Origin of the sequence: Salinibacter sp. 10B, assembly GCF_002954405.1 — a bacterium.
Lineage (GTDB): Bacteria > Bacteroidota > Rhodothermia > Rhodothermales > Salinibacteraceae > Salinibacter.
Genome location: NZ_MQWC01000004.1, coordinates 2,708,791 through 2,735,654, shown reverse-complemented (window position 1 = coordinate 2,735,654; position 26,864 = coordinate 2,708,791). Strand labels below are relative to the sequence as shown.

General features: G+C 62.7%; 15 protein-coding genes. 13 read left to right on the top strand and 2 right to left on the bottom strand.

From position 1 onward, the window contains the following. Positions 1-62: 62 nt before the first annotated feature. Both tkt and BSZ35_RS11230 read right to left on the bottom strand, forming a co-directional pair. Positions 63-2,078 carry a transketolase gene (gene tkt, locus BSZ35_RS11235; protein ID WP_105012523.1) on the bottom strand — a complete coding sequence of 672 codons (2,016 nt, stop codon included), beginning with the start codon at positions 2,076-2,078 and terminating at the stop codon, positions 63-65. A 318-nt stretch (positions 2,079-2,396) separates the two neighbouring features. Continuing rightward, the gene (locus tag BSZ35_RS11230; RefSeq protein ID WP_219846631.1) at positions 2,397-3,650 is read right to left on the bottom strand and encodes a serine hydrolase domain-containing protein; all 1,254 of its coding nucleotides are present in this window, start codon (positions 3,648-3,650) and stop codon (positions 2,397-2,399) included. Positions 3,651-3,925: 275 nt separating this feature from the next. On the opposite strand from BSZ35_RS11230, the gene BSZ35_RS11225 reads away from it, so the two are divergent. From BSZ35_RS11225 to BSZ35_RS11165, 13 genes are all read left to right on the top strand, one after another. After that, the gene (locus BSZ35_RS11225) at positions 3,926-4,726 is read left to right on the top strand and encodes a DUF1080 domain-containing protein (RefSeq protein WP_105012522.1); all 801 of its coding nucleotides are present in this window, start codon (positions 3,926-3,928) and stop codon (positions 4,724-4,726) included. Positions 4,727-4,812: 86 nt separating this feature from the next. Further along, on the top strand, positions 4,813-5,415 hold the full coding sequence (locus tag BSZ35_RS11220; protein WP_105012521.1) for a gluconate 2-dehydrogenase subunit 3 family protein: 603 nt from the start codon (positions 4,813-4,815) through the stop codon (positions 5,413-5,415). Positions 5,416-5,474: 59 nt separating this feature from the next. Then, positions 5,475-6,344 carry a sugar phosphate isomerase/epimerase gene (locus tag BSZ35_RS11215; RefSeq protein WP_105012520.1) on the top strand — a complete coding sequence of 290 codons (870 nt, stop codon included), beginning with the start codon at positions 5,475-5,477 and terminating at the stop codon, positions 6,342-6,344. A gap of 143 nt (positions 6,345-6,487) precedes the next feature. Further along, the gene (locus BSZ35_RS11210) at positions 6,488-7,663 is read left to right on the top strand and encodes a Gfo/Idh/MocA family oxidoreductase (protein ID WP_105012519.1); all 1,176 of its coding nucleotides are present in this window, start codon (positions 6,488-6,490) and stop codon (positions 7,661-7,663) included. Positions 7,664-7,696: 33 nt separating this feature from the next. After that, positions 7,697-8,038 (top strand): nucleotidyltransferase domain-containing protein, encoded by a 342-nt coding sequence (locus BSZ35_RS11205; protein ID WP_105012518.1) that lies wholly within the window; start codon positions 7,697-7,699, stop codon positions 8,036-8,038. Then, positions 8,035-8,415: a HEPN domain-containing protein gene (locus BSZ35_RS11200; protein WP_105012517.1), complete on the top strand. Its 381-nt coding sequence runs from the start codon at positions 8,035-8,037 to the stop codon at positions 8,413-8,415. Before BSZ35_RS11205 ends, BSZ35_RS11200 begins: the two co-directional genes overlap by 4 nt. Before the next feature lie 71 nt (positions 8,416-8,486). Then, positions 8,487-9,491, top strand: a complete 1,005-nt coding sequence (locus BSZ35_RS11195) for a sugar phosphate isomerase/epimerase family protein (RefSeq protein WP_105012516.1) — start codon at positions 8,487-8,489, stop codon at positions 9,489-9,491. 136 nt (positions 9,492-9,627) lie between these two features. Then, complete coding sequence (locus BSZ35_RS11190) at positions 9,628-11,343, top strand: GMC family oxidoreductase (protein WP_105012515.1); 1,716 nt, start codon at positions 9,628-9,630, stop codon at positions 11,341-11,343. 713 nt (positions 11,344-12,056) lie between these two features. Continuing rightward, positions 12,057-15,410, top strand: coding sequence for a VCBS repeat-containing protein (locus tag BSZ35_RS11185; RefSeq protein ID WP_181149307.1), 3,354 nt, complete (start codon positions 12,057-12,059; stop codon positions 15,408-15,410). Positions 15,411-15,562: 152 nt separating this feature from the next. Continuing rightward, the gene (locus tag BSZ35_RS11180; protein ID WP_105012513.1) at positions 15,563-18,934 is read left to right on the top strand and encodes a VCBS repeat-containing protein; all 3,372 of its coding nucleotides are present in this window, start codon (positions 15,563-15,565) and stop codon (positions 18,932-18,934) included. Positions 18,935-18,965: 31 nt separating this feature from the next. Then, on the top strand, positions 18,966-21,287 hold the full coding sequence (locus tag BSZ35_RS11175) for a CRTAC1 family protein (RefSeq protein ID WP_105012512.1): 2,322 nt from the start codon (positions 18,966-18,968) through the stop codon (positions 21,285-21,287). A gap of 548 nt (positions 21,288-21,835) precedes the next feature. Next, entirely contained in the window at positions 21,836-24,793 is a 2,958-nt protein-coding gene (locus tag BSZ35_RS11170) for a TonB-dependent receptor (protein WP_181149306.1), read from the top strand. Positions 24,794-24,841: 48 nt separating this feature from the next. Further along, a complete protein-coding gene (locus tag BSZ35_RS11165) occupies positions 24,842-26,650 on the top strand; it encodes a RagB/SusD family nutrient uptake outer membrane protein (RefSeq protein WP_181149305.1) in 1,809 nt (602 codons plus the stop codon). Positions 26,651-26,864 lie beyond the last annotated feature (214 nt).

Below are 26,864 nucleotides of genomic sequence, written 5' to 3'. Positions count from 1 at the left end.
CAATTTCGTCACGGTGTGCGAGGCGCGATGGCCTCTTCTCCTTTATGTACGCCCCTCCCGCATCACGCCACGAGCTGTCGTGCCTGCTCAGCCACGTGTTCGGCAGTGATTCCGTACTTCTCCATGACCACCTCACCGGGCGCAGAGGCCCCAAACCGGTCGACGCCGATGCATGCCCCGTCGGGGCCAACGTAGCGCTCCCATCCCTGCGTCACGCCTGCTTCGATGGAGACGCGAGCCGTGACCTCGGGCGGAAGCACCTTGTGTTGGTATGTCTCGGATTGGTCATCGAAGAGCTCCCAGGAGGGCATGCTTACCACCTGAGCCTCAATGCCGTCGTCGGCCAGGGTGCGAGCGGCCGCGAGGGCGTGCTGCACCTCGCTGCCACTGCCGATCAGAAGCACGTCCGGAGTCCCCTCGGTGGGCCGAAGCACGTACGCGCCTCGCCCCACGCCCCGCGCCGGAGTGACCTCCTCGCGGTCGAAGACGGGGAGGGTCTGTCGGGTCAGCGCGAGCGCCGTCGGGCCCTCGGTGTTCTGCACGGCCACCTTCCAGGCCTCGGCCGTTTCGTTGGCGTCGGCCGGGCGTAGGAGCGTGAGATTGGGAATGGCGCGCAGGGCCATCAGGTGTTCGACCGGCTGGTGTGTGGGCCCGTCCTCTCCGATCCCGATCGAGTCGTGCGTAAAGACGTACACGACCGGCTGCTCCATCAGCGCACTGAGGCGCAACGACGGGCGCAGGTAGTCGCTGAAGATGAGGAACGTACCGCCGTATGGCTGAATGCCCCCGTGCAGGGCCATCCCGTTCATCGCCCCTGCCATAGCATGTTCGCGAACCCCGAAGCGGAAGTACCGGCCACCGGGATTGTCCGGCTGGAAGTCGCTGCGCCCCGGCACGTCGGTCTTGTTGGAGCCCGTGAGATCCGCGGATCCCCCGATGAGATACCCCACTTCGGGCGCCAGTTCGTTGAGGGTGAGTCCACTCGCCTTCCGCGTCGCCAGCGATTCGTCGGGGTCGAACGTCGGCACGGCCGCCTCCCATCCCTCTCCCGGCTCTCGGTGGAGCCATCGCCGGTACTCAGCTGCCCGCTCGGGATGCGCCTCCTCATAGTCCTCCATCAGGTCGTCCCACGCCGCCTTCTGCTCGGCGCCGTCGCTGACGGCCTGCTGGACGTGATCGTACACGCCCTCCGGCACGTGGAACGTCTCGTCCGTCGGCCAGCCCAGGGCATCTTTCGTGAGACGCACCTCCTCCTCTCCAAGCGGCGCGCCGTGAGCGGCAGCGGTGTCCTGCTTGTTGGGGCTGCCATACCCAATGTGCGACTTCACCACGATGAGCGAGGGCTGATCCGTCACGGCCTTCGCTTCCTCGATGGCTGCGTCCACGGCGTCCAGGTCGTTGGCGTCGTCGACGCGACTCACGTGCCAGTCGTAGGCCTCAAACCGGCCCGCGACATCCTCGGTAAACGTGAGGTCCGTGTCGCCGTCGATCGTAATCTCGTTGTCGTCGTACAGGTAGACGAGCTTGCCAAGATCGTGGTGCCCGGCCAGCGAGGCTGCCTCCTGCGAGATGCCCTCCATGAGGTCCCCATCCGAGCAGAGCGCGTAGGTGTAGTGATCGACGACCGGATGGTCCGGCGTGTTAAATTCGTCGGCCAGCAGGCGCTCGGCAAAGGCCATGCCCACCCCGTTCGCAAAGCCCTGCCCGAGCGGACCGGTCGTCGTCTCTACCCCTGACGTCAGGTGCGCCTCGGGATGCCCCGGCGTTTTGCTGCCCCACTGCCGGAAGTGTTTAATCTCATCCAGCGACAGGTCGTAGCCGGAAAGGTGGAGCAGACTGTAGAGCAACATCGACGCATGACCCGCCGAAAGCACAAACCGGTCGCGATTCGGCCAGCCCGGGTGCTCTGGACTGTGACGCAGATGGCGCGTCCACAGCGTATAGGCCACCGGGGCCAATCCCATCGGCGCGCCCGGATGACCGCTCTGTGCTGCCTCGACCGCGTCGGCCGACAAAAAGCGAATGGTGTTGATCGCCTTCGTTTCGAGATCCGTGGCGTGGAGGGTCTCCCTGGGCATGGAGGTTTTGATTTGTTAAAGGAATGCTAGTCAGTACGGAGATACGGAGGAGCCGGTCCACGTCCGCCGTCCTCCGCTTCGCCTTTGCAGAGCAATGCCCCATTCCCGTCCGTGATCGGCGCATTGCCCCTCTTGCACGTGCGACCGGGGCACAAGATCGCTCCGTCCCCCCGAACGCATTAGGTGATGATTGCTTCCCCAATCAACATAGGGAGTGTCGGTGGCATTGTCACCTGCGCGGGGGCGGGGTGCCAGTGAATAGAATGTGTCCTCTCCCCAAAGCCCCCTCCAGCCCCGTCGCCCGCGGCCTGAAAGACGTTACTCCACGATGGCCTGGTAGACGCTGACCCGAAACGTCGATCCAATTTCGTACCGGCCGTGGGGAAAGAGCTGTGTCCACGCCATCCCGATCAACTCCTCCTTCGGGTCAATGAAAAAGAAGGTGTTGGCGGCTCCCGACCATCCGTACATGCCCTCAGACCCGATCGTTTGGGCCGCTGCAAGGTCGGTACAAACCTGAACGCCGAGCCCAAAGCCCCATCCCGGCGCGTGCGTCCCATCCAGGTGGTTTTGTGTCATGAGGGCCACTGTTTTCGGACTGAGGAGCCGCGTGCCGTCGAGCGCGCCCTCATTCAACAGCATGCGTGCAAACCGGAGATAGTCGTCCATCGTGGACACGAGCCCGCCGCCTCCGGACAGGAATTGGACGGGCGCCGCAAACTCGCTGGACGCCTTCCGGTCCTGCACGACGAGCGACCCGTCTTTGCCCACGGCGTAGTTCGTTGCGAAGCGATCCATTTCGCTGGACGGAACCTCAAACATCGTGTCGTCCATCCCGAGAGGCTCAAAAATGCGGGTCCGGAAGAACGTATCGAGCGTCGTGCCGGACACGACCTCCACGAGACGCCCGAGCACGTCGGTCGAAACGCTGTAGTGCCACGTTTCACCGGGCTGGTGGAGGAGCGGCAGCGTGCCAAGCGTGTCGATGGCCGCGGCGAGGGTCTGATCGTTGTCGAGAACCCCGACCGCCGTGTACATCGAGTCCACCGGCGTATTGCCGAAGACGCCGTACGTGAGCCCGGAGGTGTGCGTCATCAGGTCGCGAATGGTGATGGGCCGCCGCGCGGGCACCTTCCGGGGCTGCCCCGCAGCCGTGGTGTCGTAGACCTGAGCGTCCTCAAATGCAGGCAGATACTCGGCCACCGGATCGTCGAGATGGAAGTGCCCCTCCTCGTACAACATCAGCGCCGCGACCGTCGTGATGGGTTTTGTCATCGAGTAGATGCGAAAGAGGGTCTCCTTCGTCATCGGCGCATCCGTCTGACGGTCGCGGTCGCCGTACGTATTGAAATGCACCACTTCTCCCTGGCGGTACACCATCGTCATGAGGCCTGAGATCTGCCCTTTCTCTACGTGGGGCGACAGGGTCTCGGAGATGCGCGACAGTCGATCCGCCGACATACCGACCGTCTCAGGCTCGGCGGTGGGCGTGATCTGAGCCTGCGCCGTGACGACGGTAGCGAGGAGAAGGAGACTACACATCGTCCACAGCCGACGAAAGCGAGAAGGCATAAGAGCAAAAGTGGGATCTGTACAATGTCATTCGAGGTGTACTGCACAATGCCATTCGCATCGTGCTACTCGGGAGGGAGCATCGTCCGGATCCATCCTTCGGGACGAGAGCGCCCACCGGATTGCCCAGTCGGCATGTGCCAGCACACAGACGCATACTCTGGGGCTTTTCTTCTCCCGAAATCTCGACGAAAGCACGTCCATGTGCAATCGTCATTCTCTTTTTTATATTTGAAACCCCTTTCCCTCTTTTCAAACCGTTTTTTCTTACGACCATGCCCTCACCGTATCGTCTTCTCCGGGCACTACTGGCGTTGGGAATCCTGCCGTTCGTTCTTCTCATTGCGGGGTGCGGCGGGGGCCCCGACAACTCCGGGTCTTCTGCGAACAATACCGGCTCCCTCCCCGACTCCCTCAACACCCTTTCCGACACGGAGCAGCAGAACGGATGGCAACTGCTGTTCGACGGCCGGTCGCTCGACGGTTGGCGCGGATTCAAGCGCGACTCGGTGCCTGCGGGCTGGGCCGTAGAACGCGGGGCAATGCACTTTACGGGACAGCCCTCAACCCAAGAGGGAGAACCGCCGCTCACGCTCATAACGGATTCTATGTACGCTGACTTTGAGCTTCGCCTGGAATGGAAAATCGCCTCGGAGGGCAACAGCGGCGTCATGTACCGCGTCTCGGAGCAGGAAGATCTACCTTACGAGACGGGACCGGAATACCAGGTACTTGACAACGCGACCCTCAGCCCGGACGATACGATTCACACGTCGGGCGCCCTGTACGGGCTCTACGCACCGGCACAAGACGTGACCCGTCCGATCGGCGAGTACAACGAGGCCCGGATTGTAGTCCGCGGCTCTCACGTGGAGCACTGGATGAACGGAACGAAACTCTTAGAAGCCGAGATTGGTAGCGACACGTGGACGAATCGTGTAGAGAGTACGAAGTTTTCCAACTGGCCGAATTTCGGTCAGATGGACGAGGGACACATTGCTCTGCAGGACCACGGACATCCCGTGTGGTACCGCGACGTGAAGATCCGTCCCTTGTCTCCCGACGCGGAAGAGTAGTTGCTCCCTCGATTCCGTTCTCCGTCCGAAAGAGGACGCCCGGGTGTCCATTACTGTCCTTCTCTCCCCCGACCTCCCCATTCGCCATGAGTGCCTCCCACGACCTCACGCGTCGCCAAGCCCTTCGCCGCGTCGGCGCCCTGCTGGGCGGGGTGATCTCCGCTCCCACCGTGGCCGGTGTTCTGAGCGGTTGCCAGCAGCAAACAGGACCCGACTGGACTCCCTCGATTTTCTCCGCCGAGCAAAACGAGATGGTCGATACCATTGCCGAGATCATCATTCCGGCCACAGACACGCCCGGCGCGAGCGCCGCAAACGTGAACCGCTTCATCGACGCGATGGTCGGGGAAAGCTATCGCGAGCCGGACCGAAAACGATTCATGAAGGGCCTAGAAGACATCAACGCCCGCTGCAAGACGGACTACGGCAGTTCGTTTGTCGACTGTAGCGCCGAGCAGCAGCGCAGTCTCGTCGCGGCCTTGGACGAGGAGACCTTCGGCGCAGATGCCCCGACCGACCGCGAGGAGCCGTCCTTCTTCCGGATGATGAAGGAGCTCGTAATCGTCGGGTACTACACCTCCGAAATTGGAGCAACGCAGGAGCTGAAAACCAACGTCGTGCCCGGCTACTACGACGGCGACGTCCCGTACGAAGAGGTTGGCCGGGCCTGGTCGGGGGCCGGGACGTAGCGTGTCCCTCCGTCGACCTCCTCAGTGCCGTTTCATTTCCCTCCGCCCGCTTCCTCGCTATGGATCGACGCCAGTTCCTCACCACGTCCGCCCAGGCCGCCGGGATCGCCTGGGCGGGACTGGGGCTTGCGGCGTGCTCCAACGCCTCTGATGCCGAATCCTCCGACGCCTCTTCCAACGGCACGGTGAGCGCCTCGCTCCCCGCTGTTGGACTCCAGCTCTACACCGTGCGGAGTGTGCTGGAGAACGATTTCTCGGGAACGATGGAGACGGTGGCCGAAATAGGCTACGACGAGGTGGAATTTGCTGGATACTATGACCGGAGTCCCGAAGAGATCGGGGCAATGCTCGACGACCTCGGCCTTTCCGCCCCCGCCGCCCACGTGCCCCTTCAGCAAATTCGAGAAGCCCCAGATGCGCTCATTCAAACGGCGCAGGCCGTCGGGCACGACTATCTGGTGTGTCCCTACCTCCGCGAGGCAGACCGCGGAAGCCTCGATGCGTATCGGCAGCGAGCGTCCGAGTTTTCCGAATTCGGCAAGCGCTGCACGAACGCTGGGCTCCAGTTTGCCTATCACAACCACGACTTCGAATTTCAGGCGATGGACGACACGCTTCCCTACGACGTGCTGCTGGAGGAAACCGATCCGTCGCACGTGCAGATGGAGCTGGACCTCTACTGGATCGCGGCGGCCGGCCACGATCCAACCGACTACATCACGCGCAATCCCGACCGCTATCCGCTCTGCCACGTGAAGGACCGGACGGCAGACGGCGAGATGGTGAGCGTGGGGGCGGGGCAAATGGACTTTGCCGCGATCTTCCGGGCGGGCAACTTCGAGCACTACTTCGTAGAGCACGACAACCCCGAGGCTCCGATGCAGAGCATCGAAGCCAGCCACAAGACGCTCAGTCAGCTTACCTTCTAACGAATGGGGGGTGGGAAATTCGGAATGTGGAATGATTCGCATCCAGGGAGCAGTACGGATCCCCTCTGCATTCCACACTCCAAATTTCTCATTCCCGACCCACTGCACCCCTTTCGTCACAACCCCCAACCCCTACAGGATTTATGGCACTTGATCGCAACATTCGCTACGGCATGGTCGGGGGCGGCCCCGGCGCATTCATCGGCGCCGTGCACCGCTCCGCCGCCGCCCTCGACGGCGAGATGGACCTCGTCGCCGGCGCCTTCTCCTCTTCCCCCGAAAAGTCGAAGGAGCAGGGCGACAACCTGAACCTCGACCCGGAGCGGGTCTACGGCTCCTACGAGGAGATGGCCGCGGAAGAAGCCGCGCGGCCCGACGGCATCGACGCCGTCTCCATCGTCACGCCGAACTTCCTGCACTACGACGTGGCGAAGACCTTTCTCGACGAGGGCTTCCACGTCATCTGCGACAAGCCGATGACGACCACACTGGACAACGCGGAGGACCTTTGCCGCCGCGTGGAGGAGCAGGATGTGGTCTTTGCCCTCACGCACAACTACTCCGGCTATCCGCTGGTGAAGCAAGCCCGCGCGCTCGTGGAGCAGGGCCGCCTCGGCGACCTCCGGAAGATCGTCGTGGAGTACCCGCAGGGCTGGCTGAACCGCCGGCTAGAGGAGAAGGGCAACAAACAGGCATCCTGGCGCACCGACCCGGACAAGGCGGGGGCGGGCGCGCTGGGCGACATCGGCACGCACGCCGAGCAGCTTGCCCGGTACGTGACCGGCCTCTCGCTGGAGCGCATGTGTGCGGACGTGGGCACGGTCGTCGAGGGGCGCGGCATCGACGACGACGCCAGCATCCTGGCCCGCTACGAAGGCGGGGTGCGCGGCCTCATTCACTTCTCACAGATTTCCGCCGGCGAAGAAAATAACCTTCGCCTCCGCGTCTACGGCACCGAGGCCGGGCTCGACTGGCAGCAGGAGGACCCGCACCGCCTCACGCTCCTCACCGACATCAACGGCGACAAGCCGCAGCAGGTGTACAGCCACGGGCGCGCCTCCCTCGCCGACTCGGTGCAGCCGTTCATTCGCACGCCACAGGGCCACCCTGAGGGCTTCATCGAGGCCTTCGCCAACATCTACCGCAGCGCGGCCCACGCCATTGCCGCACACGAGGCCGGAGAGGAGCCCGAGTCCTGGGCACAGGACTACCCGACGGTGCAGGACGGCGCCATCGGCGTGCACTTCATCCACACCGCCCTCGACAGCAGTGAGAAAGAAGCCTGGGTCGACGCTTCCTACTCCCCACCCGGCATCTGACTTCCCTACTACACTCGTGAATCCAGTGCTCTGATGCCTCCCTCGACAGCCCCCATCCCCTCCACCATCCGTCCGCTCCTTCGAGAGCTTCGGGCTCGCCTCGACCGCGTGTATGGCGACCGGTTGCACGCCGTCGTGCTGTACGGCTCCCATGCCCGTAACGAGGCCACGGAGGCGTCCGACGTGGACGTGATGGTGGTGCTGGAAGGGGAGGTGGATGCCTGGGAAGAGCTCCAGCGGATGTCGGAGCCCGTCTACGATCTGGAACTGGAAACGGAGGAAATGATCACCCTTTTCCCAATTTCCCGGTCCGAGTTTGAGAACCACAACACCCCTCTTCTCATGAACGTTCATCGAGAGGGGGTGAAGGTATGACGAACGCCCAGCGCGATCTCCTGCGGCGAGCACATAAACGACTGGATGCTTCACGCTATTTGCATGAAGGAGGCTTCTTTGATGATGCGGTTTCGCGAGCGTACTACGCGATGGCCCACGGAGCCGAAGCGGCACTTCTGAAATATGAGATGACGCCCAATACGCACAAAGGCTTGCAGACGCAGTTCGGGAAGCAATTCGTCAAGACCGGAACGTTTCCCCCAAAAATGGGACGTAACCTTCGGCGGATCTTCGATCTTCGGCAGAAGGCGGACTACTCGGGAGCCGACCTCACAGATGACACTGTGCAAAACGTGATTGAGCGAGCAGCCACCTTCGTTCAGACATCATACCTCGAAGGAGCGTCGGACGTCTGACAGCGCCTTTCAATCCTCTGCCCTTGCCCACCGTCACTCCACATTCGAAACTCGAAAATCCAAACTCGCCAATGTCCTACCGACCCATCACCCTCTTCACCGGCCAGTGGGCCGACATGCCGCTCGACACCCTCGCCGAGAAGGCCTCCGGCTGGGGCTACGACGGCCTCGAACTGGCCTGCGCCGGCGACCACTTCAACGTCGAACGGGCCGTAAACGAGGACGGCTACATTCGCAAAAAGCGCGACCAGCTGGCCCAGCACGACCTGGAGGTGTGGGCCATCAGCCAACACCTCGTGGGCCAGGCCGTGAGCGACCGCATCGACGAGCGGCACGAAGAAGTGCTGCCCGACCGCGTGTGGGGCGACGGCGACCCGGACGGCGTCACGCAGCGCGCCATCGAAGAACTGAAGCGCACCGCCGCGGCGGCCAGCGCCCTCGGCATCGACGTGGTGACCGGCTTTACCGGCTCGCCCGTCTGGCACCTGCTCTACGCCTTCCCCCCCACCCCGCAGGAGATGATCGACGAGGGCTACGAGACGTTCGCCGACCAGTGGACGCCGATCCTCGACGTCTTCGCCGACGAGGGGGTGCAGTACGCACTGGAGGTGCATCCCACCGAAATCGCGTTCGACCTCAGCACATCGGAGCGGGCCCTAGACGCACTCGACGGCCACGAAGCCTTCGGCTTCAACTATGACCCCAGTCACTTTGGCTACCAGGGCGTGGATTACCTCGCCTTCCTGGAGAAATTTGCCGACCGCATCGACCATGTCCACATGAAGGACGTCTGGTGGGCCGACCGCCGCCAGGAAGCGGGCGTCTTCGGCGGGCACCTGCCCTTTGGCCATGAGGACCGCTACTGGGACTTCCGCTCCATCGGCCGCGGCAAGATCGACTTCGAAGGCATCATCCGCCGCCTCAACCGCATGGACTACACGGGTCCTCTCTCCATTGAGTGGGAGGACAGCGGCATGAACCGTGAGCACGGCGCCGAGGAAGCCTACGAGTACGTCCACGCTGTCGACTTTCCGCCGGCCGACGCCGGCTTCGAAGATGCGTTTTCGGAAGAGTAGGCGTGATGCGTGAAAACGTGATGCGTGAAGGGCTGCCGCAACGCCGTCCCGCATCCATAATCACGCCCCCGTCCACGTCCGGAACGCCCTGCCGTCCCCCCTTGCCTCTTTCCCCTGATTGGTACCGCTTACAACCATGAATAAAGATGTTCACATCGCCCCGCAGCAAAAGGAATACGACGCGATTGTCGTCGGGTCCGGCATTACCGGTGGGTGGGCCGCGAAGGAGTTCACCGAGAAGGGGCTCGACACGCTGGTGCTTGAACGCGGGCGCAACGTAACGCACGGCGAAGACTACATCACGGAGCACAAGCCCTCCTGGGAGATGGACTTCCACGGGCAAGGCAACAAGCAGGAGATGGAAGAGCACTATCCCCTGCAGTCAATGGCTGGGCCCGTCAACGCCTACAACAAGCACTTCTTCGTGAAGGACAGCGAGCACCCGTACGCCTTCGACGACGATGAGCCGTTTCTGTGGGTGCGGGGCTACCACCTGGGCGGACGGTCGATTACGTGGGGCCGACAGTCGTACCGCTGGAGCGAGATGGACTTCCGCGCCAACGAGCGCGACGGCGTGACGGAGGGCTGGCCCATCGGGTACGAGGACATCGCGCCGTGGTACTCGTACGTCGAAAAGCACGTGGGCATCAGTGGGATGGAGGAAGACCTGCCCCAGCTGCCGGACAGCGAGTTTCTGCCGCCGATGGAGATGAATGCGGTGGAACAGCACGTGGAGAAGGGAATCGAGGGCGCGTTCCCGAACCGCGACATGACGATCGGGCGAGCGGCGGTGCTCACCCAGCAACACAAGGGCCGGCAGGCCTGCCACTACTGCGGCCCGTGCTCGCGCGGCTGCACCGTGGGCGCCTACTTCTCCAGCCTCAGCTCCACCCTGCCGGCCGCCCGCGCCACCGGCAACCTCACCCTACAGTGCGACAGCATCGTCCACAGCGTCATCCACGACCCGGACACCGGCAAGGCCACCGGGGTGCGCGTGGTGGACCGCAATACGAAGGAGATGCGCGAGGTTAAGGGCCGCGTCGTCTTTCTCTGCGCCTCCGCGCTCGGCAGTACCAAGATCCTGCTGAACTCGACCTCCTCCCGCTACCCGAACGGACTGGCCAACTCCAGCGGCACGCTCGGGCACTACATCATGGACCACCACTTCAAGATCGGCGCCTCGGGCACCTTCCCGGGGTTTGAGGACACGTACTACTACGGCCAGCGCCCGAACGGCATCTACATCCCGCGCTTCCGCAACATGCCGGGGCAGGAGAGTAAGGTCGACTTCCTCCGCGGCTACGGCTATCAGGGCAGCGCGTACCGGGAAGGCTGGAGCCGCGCGATCGGGGAGAAAGGAATTGGCGAAAGCCTGAAGGAGAATCTTCGCGATCCGGGGCAGTGGCGCATGGCCCTCACGGCGTTCTGTGAGATGCTGCCGCGCGAGGACAACTACGTCGAGCTCGACGACGACGAGACCGATGAGTGGGACATGCCGGTCCTTCGCTTTCACGTCTCGATGGGGGAGAACGAGGAAGCGATGCGCGAGGATGCGAAGCAGCAGGCCGCCGAGATGCTCAAGGCGGCGGGTGGGGAGGACGTGAGCACGTATGAGTCGCGCTACTGGCCGGGCGAGGGCATCCATGAAATGGGCGGTGCGCGCATGGGCCGCGACCCAGACACATCGGTCCTCAACAAGTGGAACCAGGCGCACGACGTGGAGAATCTGTTCGTCACCGACGGGGCCTGCATGACCTCCGCTGCCTGCCAAAATCCCTCTCTTACCTACATGGCTCTCACCGCCCGTGCCGTGGACTATGCCACGAAGGAGATGAAGAAGGGAAACCTGTAAATGGGAAATGGAACCGCGCCCTTTGATTACGAAGGCCTAACCGGCTGCCCTACTCCGACCGCTCGCGACAATCCAGCGGTACTCGGGCAGATTGATGGTCGGAAGACCCACCCGAAGCGTCGTTGGGTTTTGCCTTTGCGAGAATAATCGAAGGCCCGACCTCCCGCGCTACCGCCCCCCCTGAAAAAGTCTTCATTCTCTTCGTAGCGCCGTTGAACTGTAGGATTGCAAAATTATCCGCCGGACGAGGGAGATGTCCCCATTGTAGCGTCGTTGGAGTCCAACGACGCTACACAGAGAATATTGACCTTTGCAGAAAACGGTAAATCCAGTGCCGGGGTGTGTCGCTCCTGCGGTTAACCTCGCAAAGGCACACCCCAACGGCGCCCTGACCGAAGGGAGGAAGTGGTTTTAGACTGCGCCCTGACCGAAGGAGATCTGGGATCTCCAGGGAAGAAGTACTTTTAGAGTGCGCTCCACGGGGGAGATCCTTCGCCCGGCAGATGAGAGCGGTTCTGTACCCTTTTGGCCGAATGGGAACGTTTTCCCCCGTCTCTGCTGTACCGTCTGCCGTCCCTTAAGGACGACCTCGAGGCCTTCGCCCCCTCGTTCCGGACCGTGAGGAACCCCCTGTCTCATGATTTCTGAGTCTTCGTTCTGCCGCTTCGATGCATCCGTTCGTCCATCGTGCTCTTCTCTGTTTCGTAACTGTCATGGCCCTCCTCTCCTCGGGCTGTAGCAGCGAGGACTCGTCGCGCTCAAAAGACAATCGTCCGACCGTGGAGGCCGGGGAAACGCTGTTTACCGAGCTCCCAACGGCCTACACGAACGTCGACTTCACGAATACGCTCACCTACACCGAAGACACCAACGTCTTCACCTACCGCAACTACCACAACGGCGGGGGCGTGGCCATTGGGGACCTCAACGGCAACGGACGACAGGACCTCTACTTCACCTCCAATCAGGAGGACAACCGGCTCTACCTGAACCGGGGGGACTGGTGGTTCGACGACGTGACGGACGCTGCAGGCGTTGGAGGCACACGGGCGTGGTCCACTGGCGTCGCCGTCGCCGACGTCAACGGCGATGACCGGCTCGACATCTACGTCTGCAACTCTGGCGAAATGCCCAACGATGACCGCCGGAACGAGCTCTTTATCAACCAGGGCAACAACGAGAACGGCGTTCCCCAATTCGAGGAACGCGCAGCCGAATACGGGCTCGACCATCCGGGCTACTCGACGCACGCAACCTTCTTCGACTACGACAAGGACGGGGACCTTGACCTTTACCTTCTGAACAACGCGTTCACCCCCATCAGCGAGTTCGACATGCGGAAGAACCGACGGGGGCAGCGCGACTCGCTGGGTGGGGACAAACTGTTCCGCAACGATGGCGACGGGACGTTTACAGACGTGACGGAGCGGGCGGGCCTCTACGAAAGCGAAATTGCGTTCGGCCTCGGCGTGAGCGTCGGCGACGTCAACCGCGACGGCTGGCCCGACCTCTACGTGTCCAACGACTTCTTTGAGCGGGACTACCTCTACCTCAACAACAAAGACGGCACGTTCCGAGAGGTCTTATCGCAGCAGATGCCCACGACTAGCCTCTCGTCGATGGGCGCCGACATTGCCGACTTCACCAACGACGGGTGGCCGGAGATCTTTGTGACCGACATGCTGCCTGATCGAAACGACCGGCTCAAGACGACCATGACGTTCGAGCCGTGGTCGACGTACCGGACGAAGGTAGCGAGCGGGTATCATCATCAGCTGCAGCGCAACACCTTCCAGCTCAACAACGGCAACGGCACGTTCAGCGACATTGCCCCGCTCGCGGGCGTGCACGCAACAGACTGGAGCTGGGGAGCACTGGCCGCCGACTTTAACCTCGACGGGCACACCGACCTCTTCGTGTCCAACGGCGTCTACAAGGACGTGACCGATCAGGACTTTATCGCTGAGCTCACCACCCGCGAAACCGCCCAGCGCATGAAGGAGCGGGGCCGGGCCGAGTTTCTGAATCTGATCGAGGACATCCCGTCGGAGCGCCTCTCCAACTATGCCTTCCGCAACGAGGATAGCCTGCAGTTCGAGAATGCCGCGGCAACGTGGGGGCTCGACACGCCCAGCTTTTCCAACGGGGCCGCCTACGGCGACCTCGACAACGACGGCGACCTCGACCTGGTGGTCAACAACCTCGGCCACGGCAGCTTCGTGTACCGCAACGAGGCCACGACGATAACAGAGAACCGGTACCTCCAGGTTCGGCTGGAGGGCCCTCCCCGAAAACCATTCGGCATCGGCGCCCGAGTCACCGTCACGCACGACGACGAGACCTACTATCGGGAGCAGTACCCGATGCGGGGGTTTCAGTCGGCCAGTGGGACGCGGCTCACGATCGGCGCCGGCCGGGCCGATACGGTGGATACGGTGACCGTTGCCTGGCCGGACGGGCGCGTCGAAACAAGAACAAACGTAGCGACCGACCAGCAGCTCGTCGCCCGCTACGCCGACGCTACTCCCGATTCTACGGCCTCCCCACCCCCCCGTCCGGAGAAGCCGGCCGACGATTCCTACTCATTTGAAGACGTTACCGAGGAGGTGGGACTAAACCATACCCACCAAGAGAACGACTTTTCGGACTTCCAGCGCGAACCCCTGCTGCCGCGCAAGCTCTCAACGCAGGGTCCGCGCCTGGCCGTGGGCGACGTGAACAGCGATGGGCTCGACGACCTGTACGTCGGCGGGGCGAAGGGAACCGCAGGAACCCTCTACATCCAAAAGAGCGACGGGCGCTTCGTCTCCACCAACGAGGACGTCTTTTCCAAAGACGCGACCTCGGAGGACATCGAGGCCCTCTTCTTTGACGCAACGGGGAACGGGCACCTCGACCTCTACGTCGTCAGCGGCGGCTACGAGTTCTCCGACACCGCCCCGGCCCTGCAGGACCGCCTGTACATCAACGACGGCACCGGTTCGTTCGAGCGCGCCCCGCGGCGGCTGCCCCGTCTCCGCCAAAGTGGCGCGACCGTTGAGGCCATTGACTTTGACGGAGACGGCGATCAGGACCTCTTTGTCGGGGGGCGGGTCGTCCCGTGGGCGTACGGCCGAACGCCCAAGAGCTACGTTTTCGAAAATGACGGAACGGGGCACTTTACCGAGGTCACCGACGAGGTGGCGCCCGGCCTTCGCGAGATCGGCATGGTGACCGACGCGGCCTGGGCGGACGTCACCGGCGATGCACGCGCCGAACTCGTCGTCGTGGGCGACTGGATGCCCATTACGATCTTTCAGAACACGGGCGAGCGCCTCGAACGCATGGACACGGCCGGGCTTGAGAACAGCCGGGGCTGGTGGACGCGCCTGCTGGCCGAGGACGTAACCGGCGATGGACGCACCGATCTCGTCGTCGGCAACTTCGGTCAGAATATGCGGCTGTCCGCGGCCCCCGACACTCCGGTGTCGATGTACGTGGGCGACTTTAACCGAAACGGGCACTCCGGCACGCTCCTCACCCACTACGTCGACGGCGAAGAAGTGCCGGTCTCCCTGCGGGGCCCGCTCGTTCGAGAAATGGGCTTCGTCCGCCGGCGCTTCCCTTCCCACGAGGCGTACGCCGATGCGACGATCAATGACCTTTTGAGCGCCGACCAACGGAGCCGAGCGACCGTCCAGACGGCGCATACTTTCAACAGTGTTATTGTTGAGAATCAGGGCAACGGTGCGTTCGATATGCGGCCCTTGCCGCAGCGCGCCCAGTTTGCCCCAATGTTCGGCCTCGCCGCCGACGACGTGACCGGCACCGGTACGACCGACCTCCTGATGGCGGGGAATTTCCATGGCATGCCGCCCCGTCTCGGCCGCATGGCCGGCAGCTACGGCACCGTCCTGCGCAGAGAGGAAGACGGCCATTTCACGGCCGTGCCCTCTCGGGAAAGCGGACTCCTGGTGCGCGACCAGGTCCGCGACATCGCGGTCCTCCAGACGGCCCAGAACGGCCGCGTCTTCGTGTTTGCCAAGAACGACGCCCCCCTTCAGATTGTCGCGCCTACGGCCCCCTGACGTTCTGTTGAAAACTACAGATGCAGCCTCGTACGGGAGCTGTTCCGTGATGCGTGAAACGTGCTCCCCCGGAACGCCGTCAGTCCCGCGTTGCGCATCAACAGGCCCCTTCGCAACTCGTACCTGCCCGTTCGTTCGGCACGGTTTCGCACATGTCCCCACGTTTCCCCCTCTTCCTTCTCGGCCTGCTGCTCGTGCTCGGCACGGCGGGCTGCAACGACGCTGCCGATCCGCCTCTCTTCGACCGTCTGGCGCCGGAGCGGACCGGCGTTATGTTCGAGAACACGCTCGCTGCGTCCGCCGATCTCAACATCTTAAACTACCTCTACTACTACAACGGCGGCGGGGTGGCCGTCGGCGACGTGAATGGCGACGGGCGCGTCGACCTCTACTTTACCGCCAACGAGGGGCCGAACGCGCTTTATCTGAACCAGGGCAATTTCCAGTTTCGCGACGTAACCGAAACGGCCGGGGTGGCGGGCCGCGCCGACTGGTCGACCGGCGTGACGATGGCGGACGTGAACGGCGACGGGCGGCTCGACATCTACGTGTCCGTCGTGAGCGGCATCCACGGCCTGGAGGGCCACAACCAGCTCTTCATCAACCAGGGGACCAGTGAACACGGCGTCCCTACCTTCAAGGAGCGCGCCGCCGCCTACAACCTCGACCAGCGGCGCTTCGGCACGCAGGCCGCCTTCTTCGACTACGACAAGGATGGCGACCTCGATGCCTACCTCCTCAACTCCTCCGTCCACGAAGAGCAGACCTACGGACGGGCCTCCCTGCGCAAAAAGAAAAGCCAGCGCGCCGGTGATCGGCTCTATGAGAATGTGGACTCGACCTTCGTGGAGGTGACCGAAGAGGCCGGCATCTACAGCGGGCGCACGGGATACGGCCTCGGGGTGGCGGTGAGCGATCTCGATGGAAACGGCTGCCCCGACCTCTACGTGGCCAACGACTTCCACGAGCACGACTACCTCTACTACAACAACTGCGACGGCACCTTCACCGAGGCCATCGAAACGGCCACCCGGCACGTCAGCTACTCCTCGATGGGCGTGGACGCCGCCGACTACAACAACGACGGCCGCCCGGACCTTGCCGTGCTCGACATGTTGCCCTTTCAGGAAAAGGTCCAGAACACCTCCGCCGGGGCCGACACGGAGCGGCTCTACGAAATGAAGCGCCGCTACGGGTACCACCACCAGCTTGACCGCAACACGCTCCAGCTCAATCAGGGCAATCGCCGCTTCAGTGAGATTGGCCTCCTCGCGGGCGTGGCGGCGACGGACTGGAGCTGGGCGCCGCTCTTTGCCGACCTCGACAACGACGGGCGGAAAGACCTCTTCGTTACGAACGGCATCGTCCGGCGGCCCAACGACCTCGACTTCGTGAACTACGCCTCCCGGCCGTCGGTCGTGCGGAAGATGGAGACCATCGAGAAGCAGGACCTCTCGATCCAGGATCGCCTGCCGCAGCGGCCCGTCTCGAATTTCGCCTTCCGGAACGACGGCGACCTCACGTTTTCGGACTCCACGACCGCCTGGGGCCTACACCGGTCCGGCTTCTCCACCGGCGCGGCGTACGCCGACCTCAACAACGACGGGTCGCTCGACCTCGTCGTCAACAACATCAACGCCCCGGCGTCGATCTACGAGAACCGGGTCGACTCTCTCCGCGACCGTCATTCCCTGACAGTGCGGCTGGAGGGGGACGACGCCAACACGGCCGGCATCGGGGCGAAGGTGCGTGTCCACCAGGGTGATCGGACCCAGTTGCTCGAGCAGATGCCCACCCGCGGCTACCAATCCTCCGTCGATCCGCGCCTGCACGTCGGGCTGGGCACACGGGCCGTCGACTCGGTCACGGTGACGTGGCCGGACGGTCGCATCGACACGCGCACGTCGGTGCCGGTCGACACACTCCTCACGCTTCGCCAGGCCGACGCCGTCCCCCCGGCCCCCGAACCGGCCCCGGCGGACGCTCCGCGGTTCTCTGTGATGTCCGCCGACACGCTGGGCATTGACTTCCGCCACCGGGAAAACACGTCGTACGACGACTTCCAGCGCGAACCGCTGCTGCCGCGTCGGTTGTCGACGGAAGGACCGGCCCTCGCGGTGGCCGACGTGAACGGGGACGGGCTGGACGACGTGTACCTCGGCGGTGCCAAGCGACAGCCCGGTGCCCTCTATCTCCAGCAATCGAATGGGCAGTTCCAGCGATTCACGGCCCATGACTCGCTCTGGCAGGCCGACCAGCTCCACGAAGATGTCGACGCCGCCTTCTTCGACGCCAACGGCAACGGGGCGCCCGACCTCTACGTGGTGAGTGCGGGCAACGAGTTCTCGGGCAGCAGCGACGCCCTCCGCGATCGTCTCTACCTCAATGACGGCACGGGACGCTTCCGGCAGGCAAAGGAGGCGCTGCCGGACGCCCTGACGGCAAACGGCGCTGTGGTGGCCCCGGCCGATTTCGACGGAGATGGTGACATGGACCTGTTCGTGGGCAGCCGCGTGGTGGCCCACGAGTACGGCGAGGCCCCGACCAGCTACCTGCTCGAAAATGACGGCACCGGCCACTTTACCGACGTGACCGACAAGGCGGCGCCGGCCCTCCGCCGGGTGGGTATGGTGACCGACGCGACCTGGGCCGACGTGCGCGGCAGTGCGGCGCTCGACCTCGTCGTGGTCGGCGAGTGGATGCCAATCACAGTGTTCGAACAGCACGACGGCCAACTCGTCAACCGGACGGCGGCCGCCGGACTCTCCGACACAAACGGATGGTGGAACGCGGTCCATGCCGCGGACCTCAACGGGGACGAGACGCCCGATCTCATCGCCGGCAACTTTGGGCTGAACGCTCGACTTCAGGCCGCGCCGCAGTCGCCCGTCCGCCTCTACCGGAACGACTTTGATGACGACGGACAGACCGATCCCGTTCTGACCCGCTTCAACGGCGGCACGTCCTATCCATGGGCCGGGCGCGACCAACTGATTCAGCGCTTCCCCTTCCTCAAAGAGAAATTTCCCACGTACGCGTCCTTCGGTGCCGCGCAGATCGACGACCTTTTTCCCTCTGCAAAGATTCAGGACGCCACTGTAGAAACCGCTCAGATCTTCGCCAGTGCGTACGTCGAGAGCCAGGACAACGGCACCTTTACGGTCACCTCGCTCCCGTCCCGCGCCCAGTTTGCCCCCGTCTACGGCACGCTTATTCACGACCTGACCGGCAATGAATCGCAGGATGTGCTCCTCGGCGGCAACTTCCACGCTGTGCGCCCCCGGCAGGGCCGCTACGACGCCAGCTACGGCACGCTCCTTCGAGACAGGGACGGGCGTTGGACCGCCGTGCCGCCGGTCGAGAGCAACCTGTATCTCCAGGGAGAAGTGCGCGCCCTGCGTCTGCTGCGGGGACCGGAGGGAACTTGGCGTGTGATCGTTGCGCGGAATGATGCGCCGCCGCAAGTAATCCTCCGCTCCGACACAACAGCACTCGGACCGTCGAGGGCAACCCCGACGGAATAACTGTCTCTCTGCATCTCAGTCCTCCAGTCTCATGCGCACGGCCGTTCTCTTGCTCGTCGGTGTCCTCCTCGCCGGCCTCCTCGGTGGATGTCAATCGGAGCGCTCGTCCTCATCTTCCGCAGATGGTCCAGCTACAGGAGGCCCACCCATTCGGGTCGACACCATTGAAGCCGATGGCACCGAGAAGATGCGGGCGGTGCTCACCGCGCTCAACGAACGGGCCTACGAGCACCCGATGGACTACTTTCACCTGAACGGCCGGCGGGCCGAAGTGCTGAAGCGCCGTCTCGATACCGCCTCGTCGCGGCAGCGCATGCGGCTTCGATACCGCTACGCGCACGAGCTGCTCTACGCCGGAGACGTTGAGGCATCGCTTCAAGCGCTCAACACCCTCATTCAAGAAGCGAATCTCCGACTCCCGCAGGTCTCTCAACAGTCGAGGCCCATCTTCAACCTGCTGGGATTCGCGTACCTGCGGCTTGGAGAGCAGCAGAACTGCATCAAGAACCACTCGGCCGGGTCGTGCATCCTGCCGATTCGAGGGGCCGGCGTCCATACCGACCCGGAAGGATCTCGCAACGCCATCCAGATCTACCGCCACATCGCCCGACGATTCCCCCGAGACCTGCAGAGTCGGTGGCTGCTGAATATTGCCCACATGACCCTCGGACAGTACCCCGACGGCCTCTCGCATCCTCGACTCCGCATTCCCGGAATTGGGGCGGACGACGAGGGTCCCATCAACCAGTTCCAGGACGTGGCCGGGCCGCTCGGCGTCAATCACAACGCAATTGCGGGCGGCGTTAACGTCGAAGACTTCAACAACGACGGCTTCCTCGATATTTTCGTTACGTCGTACGGCCTCGATGATGAGCCGCGGTTCTATGTCAACGATGGCGAGGGCGGCTTTGAAGAACGGACGCAGGAAGCCGGGCTGAAGGGCCTCGTCGCCGGCCTCAATACCGTCCATGCCGACTACAATAATGACGGCTACGAAGACATTTTCGTCCTTCGGGGGGCGTGGCTCGGCGAGCAGGGACGGCGACCAAATTCTCTTCTGCGCAACGATGGAGACGGCACGTTCACCGACGTGACGTATCAAGCCGGCCTCGACGCCTATCACCCGACGCAAACGGCTGCCTGGGCGGACGTGAACGGGGATGGGCACATCGACCTGTTCGTCGGCAATGAATCGAGCACGGCCATCGACCCCTTCTCGGGCGATACGACCAACACGGCGGTGTCGCCTCACCCGAGCGAGTTGTACCTCAACCAGGGCGACGGCACGTTTGCGGACACGGCCGCCGCAGCAAACCTGAACGTGACGGCCTACGTGAAGGGCTCCGCATGGGGAGACGTCAACAACGACGGATGGCCCGACCTCTACGTCTCGGTGCTTGGCGGTCCGAACCGTTTGTTCGTCAACCAGGGCCCCGGTCCGAACGGCGTTCCAACCTTCAAAGAACGCGGGAAGGAGGCCGGAGTCCGCGAGCCCATCTTCAGCTTTCCAGTCTGGTTCTGGGACTACAACAACGACGGCCATCAGGACCTCTTCGTCTCCGGGTTCGACATGCGGTACTTCAACCGCGTCTCCCACGCCGTCGCCGCCGAGTTTTTAGGCGAGTCGTCCGCCGAGACACCGCGCGTGTACCGAAACGATGGGGATGGCACGTTTACGGAGGTGTCCGCCCGCCTCAACCTCGACAAGGTACTCTTTACGATGGGGGCCAACTACGGCGACCTCGACAACGACGGGTACCAGGACTTCTACGCCGGGACCGGCGCGCCCAGCTTTAGCTCAATTGTGCCAAACCGCATGTTTCACAACCAGGACGGCGCCTCCTTCGAAGAGGTATCTTACGACGGCGGATTTGCGCACATCCAGAAGGGCCACTCCGTGGCGTTCGCCGACTTTGACCGCGACGGCGATCAGGACATTTACAGCGTCATGGGCGGGGCCATTCCCGGCGATTCCTTCCAGAACGTGCTCTTTGAGAATCCCGGGCACGGCCACCACTCGGTGACGCTCGACCTGAAGGGCACGTCGGCCAACCGGTCGGCCATCGGCGCGCGCATTGCCGTGACGGCCCGGCGCCCCGACGGGACGACCCGCACGATCCACCGCACAGTGCGAACGGGCGGCAGCTTCGGGGCCGCCCCCCTGCAAGCGACGATCGGGCTGGGGGACGCCACACAAATCGACACCCTGCGCGTCACCTGGCCCACCGCCGACCGGCCAACCCAGACCCTCACCGGACTCGACGCGGACCAGGCCTACCGCATTTCCCAGGGAGCGTCCCCTTCTCCCCTCAATCGATCCGCAACTTCGTTCCGGACGTCCACGACTCCGTAACCAAACTGGAAGGTCTCGTCGGGACGGGCTTCACGCTTCCTTTCTTCGCCCTAAAACTTGACGCCATCGCCTCTTTCCCTTACCATGGAATCGGTTCCAAATGAAAACGATTCCACCCAGGCGGCTCTTGAGTATTCGGCCGCAGCGCGAACGGGTTGGGGTCCGGCGGCAGTCCCCTCACGGCAATCTGGCCGGGAACAAGCGTACTTCCCTGATCGATTCATCGTGGATTTACAAAGAGCCCCCTTTCCGGTTGTCGAAGTACGAGTAGTGGAGTCAGAAGCGGTTTGATGGATCGATACTCAGCCGAGACACAGTGGTCGAAGCCGCAAAATGGCGCTCGAATGAGGTTGACAAGCCAACTTGGCGTGTGGGGCTAATTGGCGATGCAGACGTTTGCACACGTTCCGCGATGTCGTAAGGCCACAGAACGTTCGCCCAACAGCTTCTCATGATCGCATATTCTAGCTAGAATTGGTCCAGCACGAGACATGAATAGATCGATATTGCAGAGTGCAGCAGCGGTATTACTCCTTTCCTGCCTTTGCGTGAGCAGTGTCCTCGCTCAGGAGAAAACGGTGCGCGGAACCGTGACGGATGCCAAATCGGGACAGACGCTTCCCGGGGTGAACGTCACGATCCAGGGCACGCAGACGGGAACGACGACGAACGCCCAAGGGCAGTACGAGATTGAGGTGCCCGGTCCGGACGTCACGCTCGCATTTTCGTTCGTGGGGTATCGCGAAACGACGGTCGAGGTTGGCGATCAAACCGTCATCGACGTGAGTCTTCAAGAGGACGTCGCGCAACTCGACCAGGTTGTGGTCACCGGATATGGCACCCAGCAGCGCAGAAATATTACGGGCGCCCAGGCCTCGGTTGATGTGGCGGACGCCGTCACCGGCCAAAACACAAGTCCACAGGACCTCATCCAGGGCCGAGTCGCCGGCGTGCAAATCATCTCCAACAGTGGGGAGCCCGGAGCCGGGATGCGGATCCGAGTGCGCGGCCAGAAGTCCTTGAGTGCTAGCAACGACCCGCTGTATGTGATCGATGGGGTCCCCATCAGCACGACGAACATGACGCCGGGAGGAGCGGATGCAGGAGGCGTGAGTTCCTCCACCGACACCAACCCCCTGGCGATGATCAACCCTCAAAACATTGAGTCCATCGAGATCCTGAAGGACGCCTCCGCAACGGCCATCTACGGATCGCAGGGCTCGAACGGGGTTGTGCTTATTGAAACGAAGAGCGGGACGTCCGGCGGGATTCAGGCCACCTATAACGGAAAGATCACCGGCGGTCAGGTCTCCAACACTCTTGACCTTCTGTCGGCCGACGAATACCGGCAGGCCGTCGATACGTCGCTCTCCGCCCAGCCAGGCGCCAGTACGGACTGGCAGGATCAAATCTTCCGCTCGACGCTCTCACAATCCCACAACCTGTCGTTCTCTGGCGGGACCGAGCAGACCTCCTTTCGGGCATCGGCCAATTATTCGACGCAGGAGGGCGTGCTCTTGGACTCGGGGCTCGAACGCTTTTCCGGGCGGATCAATGCCAGCCACTCAACCCTGGAGGACCAGCTCCGCCTGAACCTGAGCCTGACCGGCGTCCGGACGAACCGGAACCACGCCTTCTTCAATCAGGGCGGAGGCTTTCAGGGGGGAGCGATCAAGAGTGCCCTTTCCTTTGACCCGCGACGTCCCGTTCGCAACGACGACGGAACCTACTTCGAGTACCTGCGAAGCGTGCGCAATCCCGTTGGGCTGCTCGAACAGATTACGGACAATACCGAGCAGGAACGGATCCTCGGAAGTCTTTCTGCTGAAGCGGACCTCCTAGAGAACCTGACACTGAAGGGAACCATGAGCGCCGACGTGAGCAATGGCATCCGCCGGGCGTACGTCCCGAAGGCGAATGCCGTTGGGGCAACGGTGGGGGGCAGTGCCAGCCAGAACGAACGCCGCCTCACGAATATCGTGGCCCAGTCAACGCTGCGCTACAATCGGGAGCTGTTTGAGGACCACTCGTTTCAGTTCCTCGGTGGGTTCGAGTTTCAGCGCGAAAACTTTAAGCAGGTCGGCACCACGGTTCAGAACTTCGTGACCGACGCGACCCTCTATAACAACCTCGGGAGCGGAACGAACATTCTGCCTCCCTTCTCAAACAAGGAGCAGGTCGATCAGATCGGCATCTTTGGTCGGCTCAACTACAACGTTCAGGACAAGTACCTCTTTGAGGCGACGGTGCGCCGCGACGGTTCGTCCGTCTTCGGGCGCAATAACAAGTTCGCCTACTTCCCCTCGGCCTCCGTTGGGTGGAATGCTGCCGAAGAGTCGTTCCTGAGCGGCGTGGACGGACTCACCCAGCTGAAGCTCCGGGTGTCGGCCGGCATTAGCGGCAATCAGGCAGTCCCCCCGTACGAGTCGCTTCCGTTGCTGACCCCAAGCGCCGGTGACGCCGGCATCTTCGGGTCCGGAGAAGAGGAAGTGATCGGGGTCACCCAGGTCCGCGCCGCCAGCCCGGGACTGAAGTGGGAGGAGACGCGTGAGGTCAACGTGGGCCTCGACTTCACGTACGGCCGGTTCGACGGCACGGTGAACTACTACCGGCAGTACACCGACGACCTGCTGCTGGACGTGCGCGTGCAGCAGCCGGCGCCCTCGGAAACGGTGCTCGATAATGTTGGGGCCGTGTCGAACCAGGGAGTAGAGGCGAGCCTGGAGGCGTACGTTCTGGACCAGGACGATCTTAGCCTCACGGTGGGCCTGAACGCCAGCTCGAACCGGAATCTGGTTGAAGACCTTGGCGGTCGAGGCACGATCGACCACGGCACTGTGAGCGGCCAGGGCCTGACCGACGTGCAGGCGCAGCGCCTGGAGCCCGGCCATCCCATTGGGTCGTTCTACGGACCGGTGTTCGTCGGTATCGAAAATGGCAAGGAGGTATACGAAGACGGCGAAGGCGGCACGACGACGGACGTGAGCCAGGCCGCAGACCAGTACCTCGGCAACGTGGTGCCCGACATCTCCTATGGATTCAACACGCGCTTCCAGTACGGCAACTTCGATGTTAGCGCGTTCTTCCGCGGCGAACAGGGGCGAGAGCTCTTCAACAACACCGCGGCAGAGCTTACGACGAAGAGCCTGCTGGGACGTCTCAACGTGCTGGAGGAGACGGTCAACGATGGGACGGGCTCAGGCCATTCTCCCTCCTACTCCTCCCGCTGGATCGAGGATGCGTCGTTCTTTCGCTTGGATAAGCTGACCCTGGGATACACCTTCCCGAACACGACGGCGTACAACCTGCGCAATTTGCGGGTGTACCTGTCCGGTCAGAATCTCTTTGTCCTCACGCCGTATAGCGGGTTTGATCCGGAGCTCAATACGAACACCAGCGGCGAGGGACTCGGCTTCCGGAGTCTCGCGACCCCGTCGCGTGGGATCGACTACACCAGCTATCCCCGCCAGCGGTCCATCACGTTCGGCATCGAGATCGGCATCTAGATGCCCGGAGCTCTTGTCTCGCTCTACCGAATCCAACCACGCAGATTGATGAATATTGCTTCTTTCCATACCAGCCGGTGGGGACGCCTCACGGCCCTCCTCACCATCCTCGCCCTTCCGTTTGCGTTTACGGCGTGTGACTCACAGCTCGAGCAGGAGACCTTCGGGCAGATTCAAAAGGGGAATTTCCCGACCAACGCAAGTGAGTTCCGCTCCTCCGCCGCGGCAACGTATGCCCCTCTTCGGAACCTTCAGTTTTCCCCCTTCAACCTTGTAGAGCATACCTCGGACGAGGTAATGGTGCCTACTCGGGGCGGGGACTGGGCCGATGGGGGACAGTGGCGTCGGCTCACGCAGCACGAGTGGAGTGCCACCCACCCGGACCTGAACCCGACCTGGGGCAACCTCCAGACGGGCGTGTCTCGAACCAACAGCCTGCTCTCAACGGTGAATGCGGCCGCCGAGTCCGGAAACCTGACGGAGGAGCAGGCCACGAAATTCAAGGCTGAGATGCGCTTTCTCCGGGCCTATTACTACTACTGGCTCATGGACGTCTGGGGCGGTGTGCCCATTGTGGTGGAAGAAGGAAACGAACAGTACGACTTCATCAGTCAGAACAACGTTTCAACCGAAAATCGTCCTCCTCACAATACCCGAAAGGAGGTGTACGACTTCCTCCTGCAGGAACTGGTCGGGGCTTCCTCCGGGGAGATTTCCGTGGATGACGTGAACAACCCAAGTGAGAATTCCGTCATCGCAAACCTGGATGCGAAGGGGGATATCGAGTACGGTCGTGCGACCCGAGGCGCCGGGTACGGGCTCCTTGCCCGCCTGCTCCTCAACTCTGAGGTGTACGGCGTTGCGGTGGGCGGTCCCAACAATCAGGACATCAGTGTGCTGGGCACGGGTCCGGAGCTGTATGAACAGGCAGCTGCGGCGGCCGACCAGGTGCTCAACTCGCCCAACTACGACCTCGCGGAGGATTACTTCGCGCCCTTTGCGGCCGACAATGCCGGAAACGACGAAATCATTTTTGCGGCCACTTACAACGCCAAGTCCGGACAGGGCTTTCAGAAGGAGCAGGCGATGCTCCACTACAACCAGCCCTGGAAGGCGGGGCCCTGGAACGGCTTCACCACGATCGCCGACTTCTACAACTCGTACGACAACGTGCCGAACAATGACGTGCGGCAGGACCAGTTTATGACCGGTCTGCAGTACGAGGGTCCGAATCAGGGCTGCGCCGGCGACGACTGCTTCAGCAACCCGAATTCCGCGGACCTCGACGGCGATGGCAACAACATCGTGGAGGCCCGTAACTCGAGTGATCAGATCAACTTCACCCCTAAGATTCCGAGCATCATTCTGGAAGGGGACACGAAGGCGCTCGAACAGCCCGGCGCCCGTCCGATGAAGTTTGAGCTGGACCCGAACGCGTCGGCGTCCAACATGGGGAATGACTTCCCGCTCATCCGACTGGCAGAGATGTACCTGATCAAGGCTGAGGCGCTCACGGCCGCCAATGGCACTCCGACCCCGGCGGCCATGGACGCCTTCAATATGGTGCGGACCCGCACAGGGGCCGACAAGCTCTCCGGATCGCCCTCGGAGCAGGAGATGTATCAGCTCATCCTGCAGGAGCGCGGCTTTGAGTTTCACTTTGAAATGCTGCGCCGACAGGACCAGATTCGGTACGAGTTCGCCCACGGGGGCACACGGGTCGATGAGCCGTACGCTCCGTCCTTCACGGGACCGTGGCGGTTCAAGGAGCCGTCTGATAACTACCGGGCGCTCTTCCCGATTCCGGAAGCCCAAATCAGCGTGAACCCCAAGCTGGAACAGAATCCGGAATACTAACGCACCGTTTCGGCGTCTTTTCTACGCTTCTCTCCCGATGGTCAGTCAAGCTGAGGCTGTCGGATGCCGAATTGAACACGCTGTGTTGAATTCGGCATTCTGCGGCCTGAATACAGTCGACTGGCCATCGTTCTACCCGACGTGGAAAACGTGACGCACCACGAGATGGAAGGGCCTGGCCGGTCACGGTCAGGCCCTTTCGTATGTGGAGATG

Excerpts from the sequence above, each read along its gene's own strand:
- tkt (WP_105012523.1), bottom strand. The coding sequence starts at position 2,078 with ATGCCCAGGGAGACCCTCCACGCCACGGATCTCGAAACGAAGGCGATC.
- BSZ35_RS11230 (WP_219846631.1), bottom strand. The coding sequence starts at position 3,650 with ATGCCTTCTCGCTTTCGTCGGCTGTGGACGATGTGTAGTCTCCTTCTC.
- BSZ35_RS11225 (WP_105012522.1), top strand. The coding sequence starts at position 3,926 with ATGCCCTCACCGTATCGTCTTCTCCGGGCACTACTGGCGTTGGGAATC.
- BSZ35_RS11220 (WP_105012521.1), top strand. The coding sequence starts at position 4,813 with ATGAGTGCCTCCCACGACCTCACGCGTCGCCAAGCCCTTCGCCGCGTC.
- BSZ35_RS11215 (WP_105012520.1), top strand. The coding sequence starts at position 5,475 with ATGGATCGACGCCAGTTCCTCACCACGTCCGCCCAGGCCGCCGGGATC.
- BSZ35_RS11210 (WP_105012519.1), top strand. The coding sequence starts at position 6,488 with ATGGCACTTGATCGCAACATTCGCTACGGCATGGTCGGGGGCGGCCCC.
- BSZ35_RS11205 (WP_105012518.1), top strand. The coding sequence starts at position 7,697 with ATGCCTCCCTCGACAGCCCCCATCCCCTCCACCATCCGTCCGCTCCTT.
- BSZ35_RS11200 (WP_105012517.1), top strand. The coding sequence starts at position 8,035 with ATGACGAACGCCCAGCGCGATCTCCTGCGGCGAGCACATAAACGACTG.
- BSZ35_RS11195 (WP_105012516.1), top strand. The coding sequence starts at position 8,487 with ATGTCCTACCGACCCATCACCCTCTTCACCGGCCAGTGGGCCGACATG.
- BSZ35_RS11190 (WP_105012515.1), top strand. The coding sequence starts at position 9,628 with ATGAATAAAGATGTTCACATCGCCCCGCAGCAAAAGGAATACGACGCG.
- BSZ35_RS11185 (WP_181149307.1), top strand. The coding sequence starts at position 12,057 with ATGGCCCTCCTCTCCTCGGGCTGTAGCAGCGAGGACTCGTCGCGCTCA.
- BSZ35_RS11180 (WP_105012513.1), top strand. The coding sequence starts at position 15,563 with ATGTCCCCACGTTTCCCCCTCTTCCTTCTCGGCCTGCTGCTCGTGCTC.
- BSZ35_RS11175 (WP_105012512.1), top strand. The coding sequence starts at position 18,966 with ATGCGCACGGCCGTTCTCTTGCTCGTCGGTGTCCTCCTCGCCGGCCTC.
- BSZ35_RS11165 (WP_181149305.1), top strand. The coding sequence starts at position 24,842 with ATGAATATTGCTTCTTTCCATACCAGCCGGTGGGGACGCCTCACGGCC.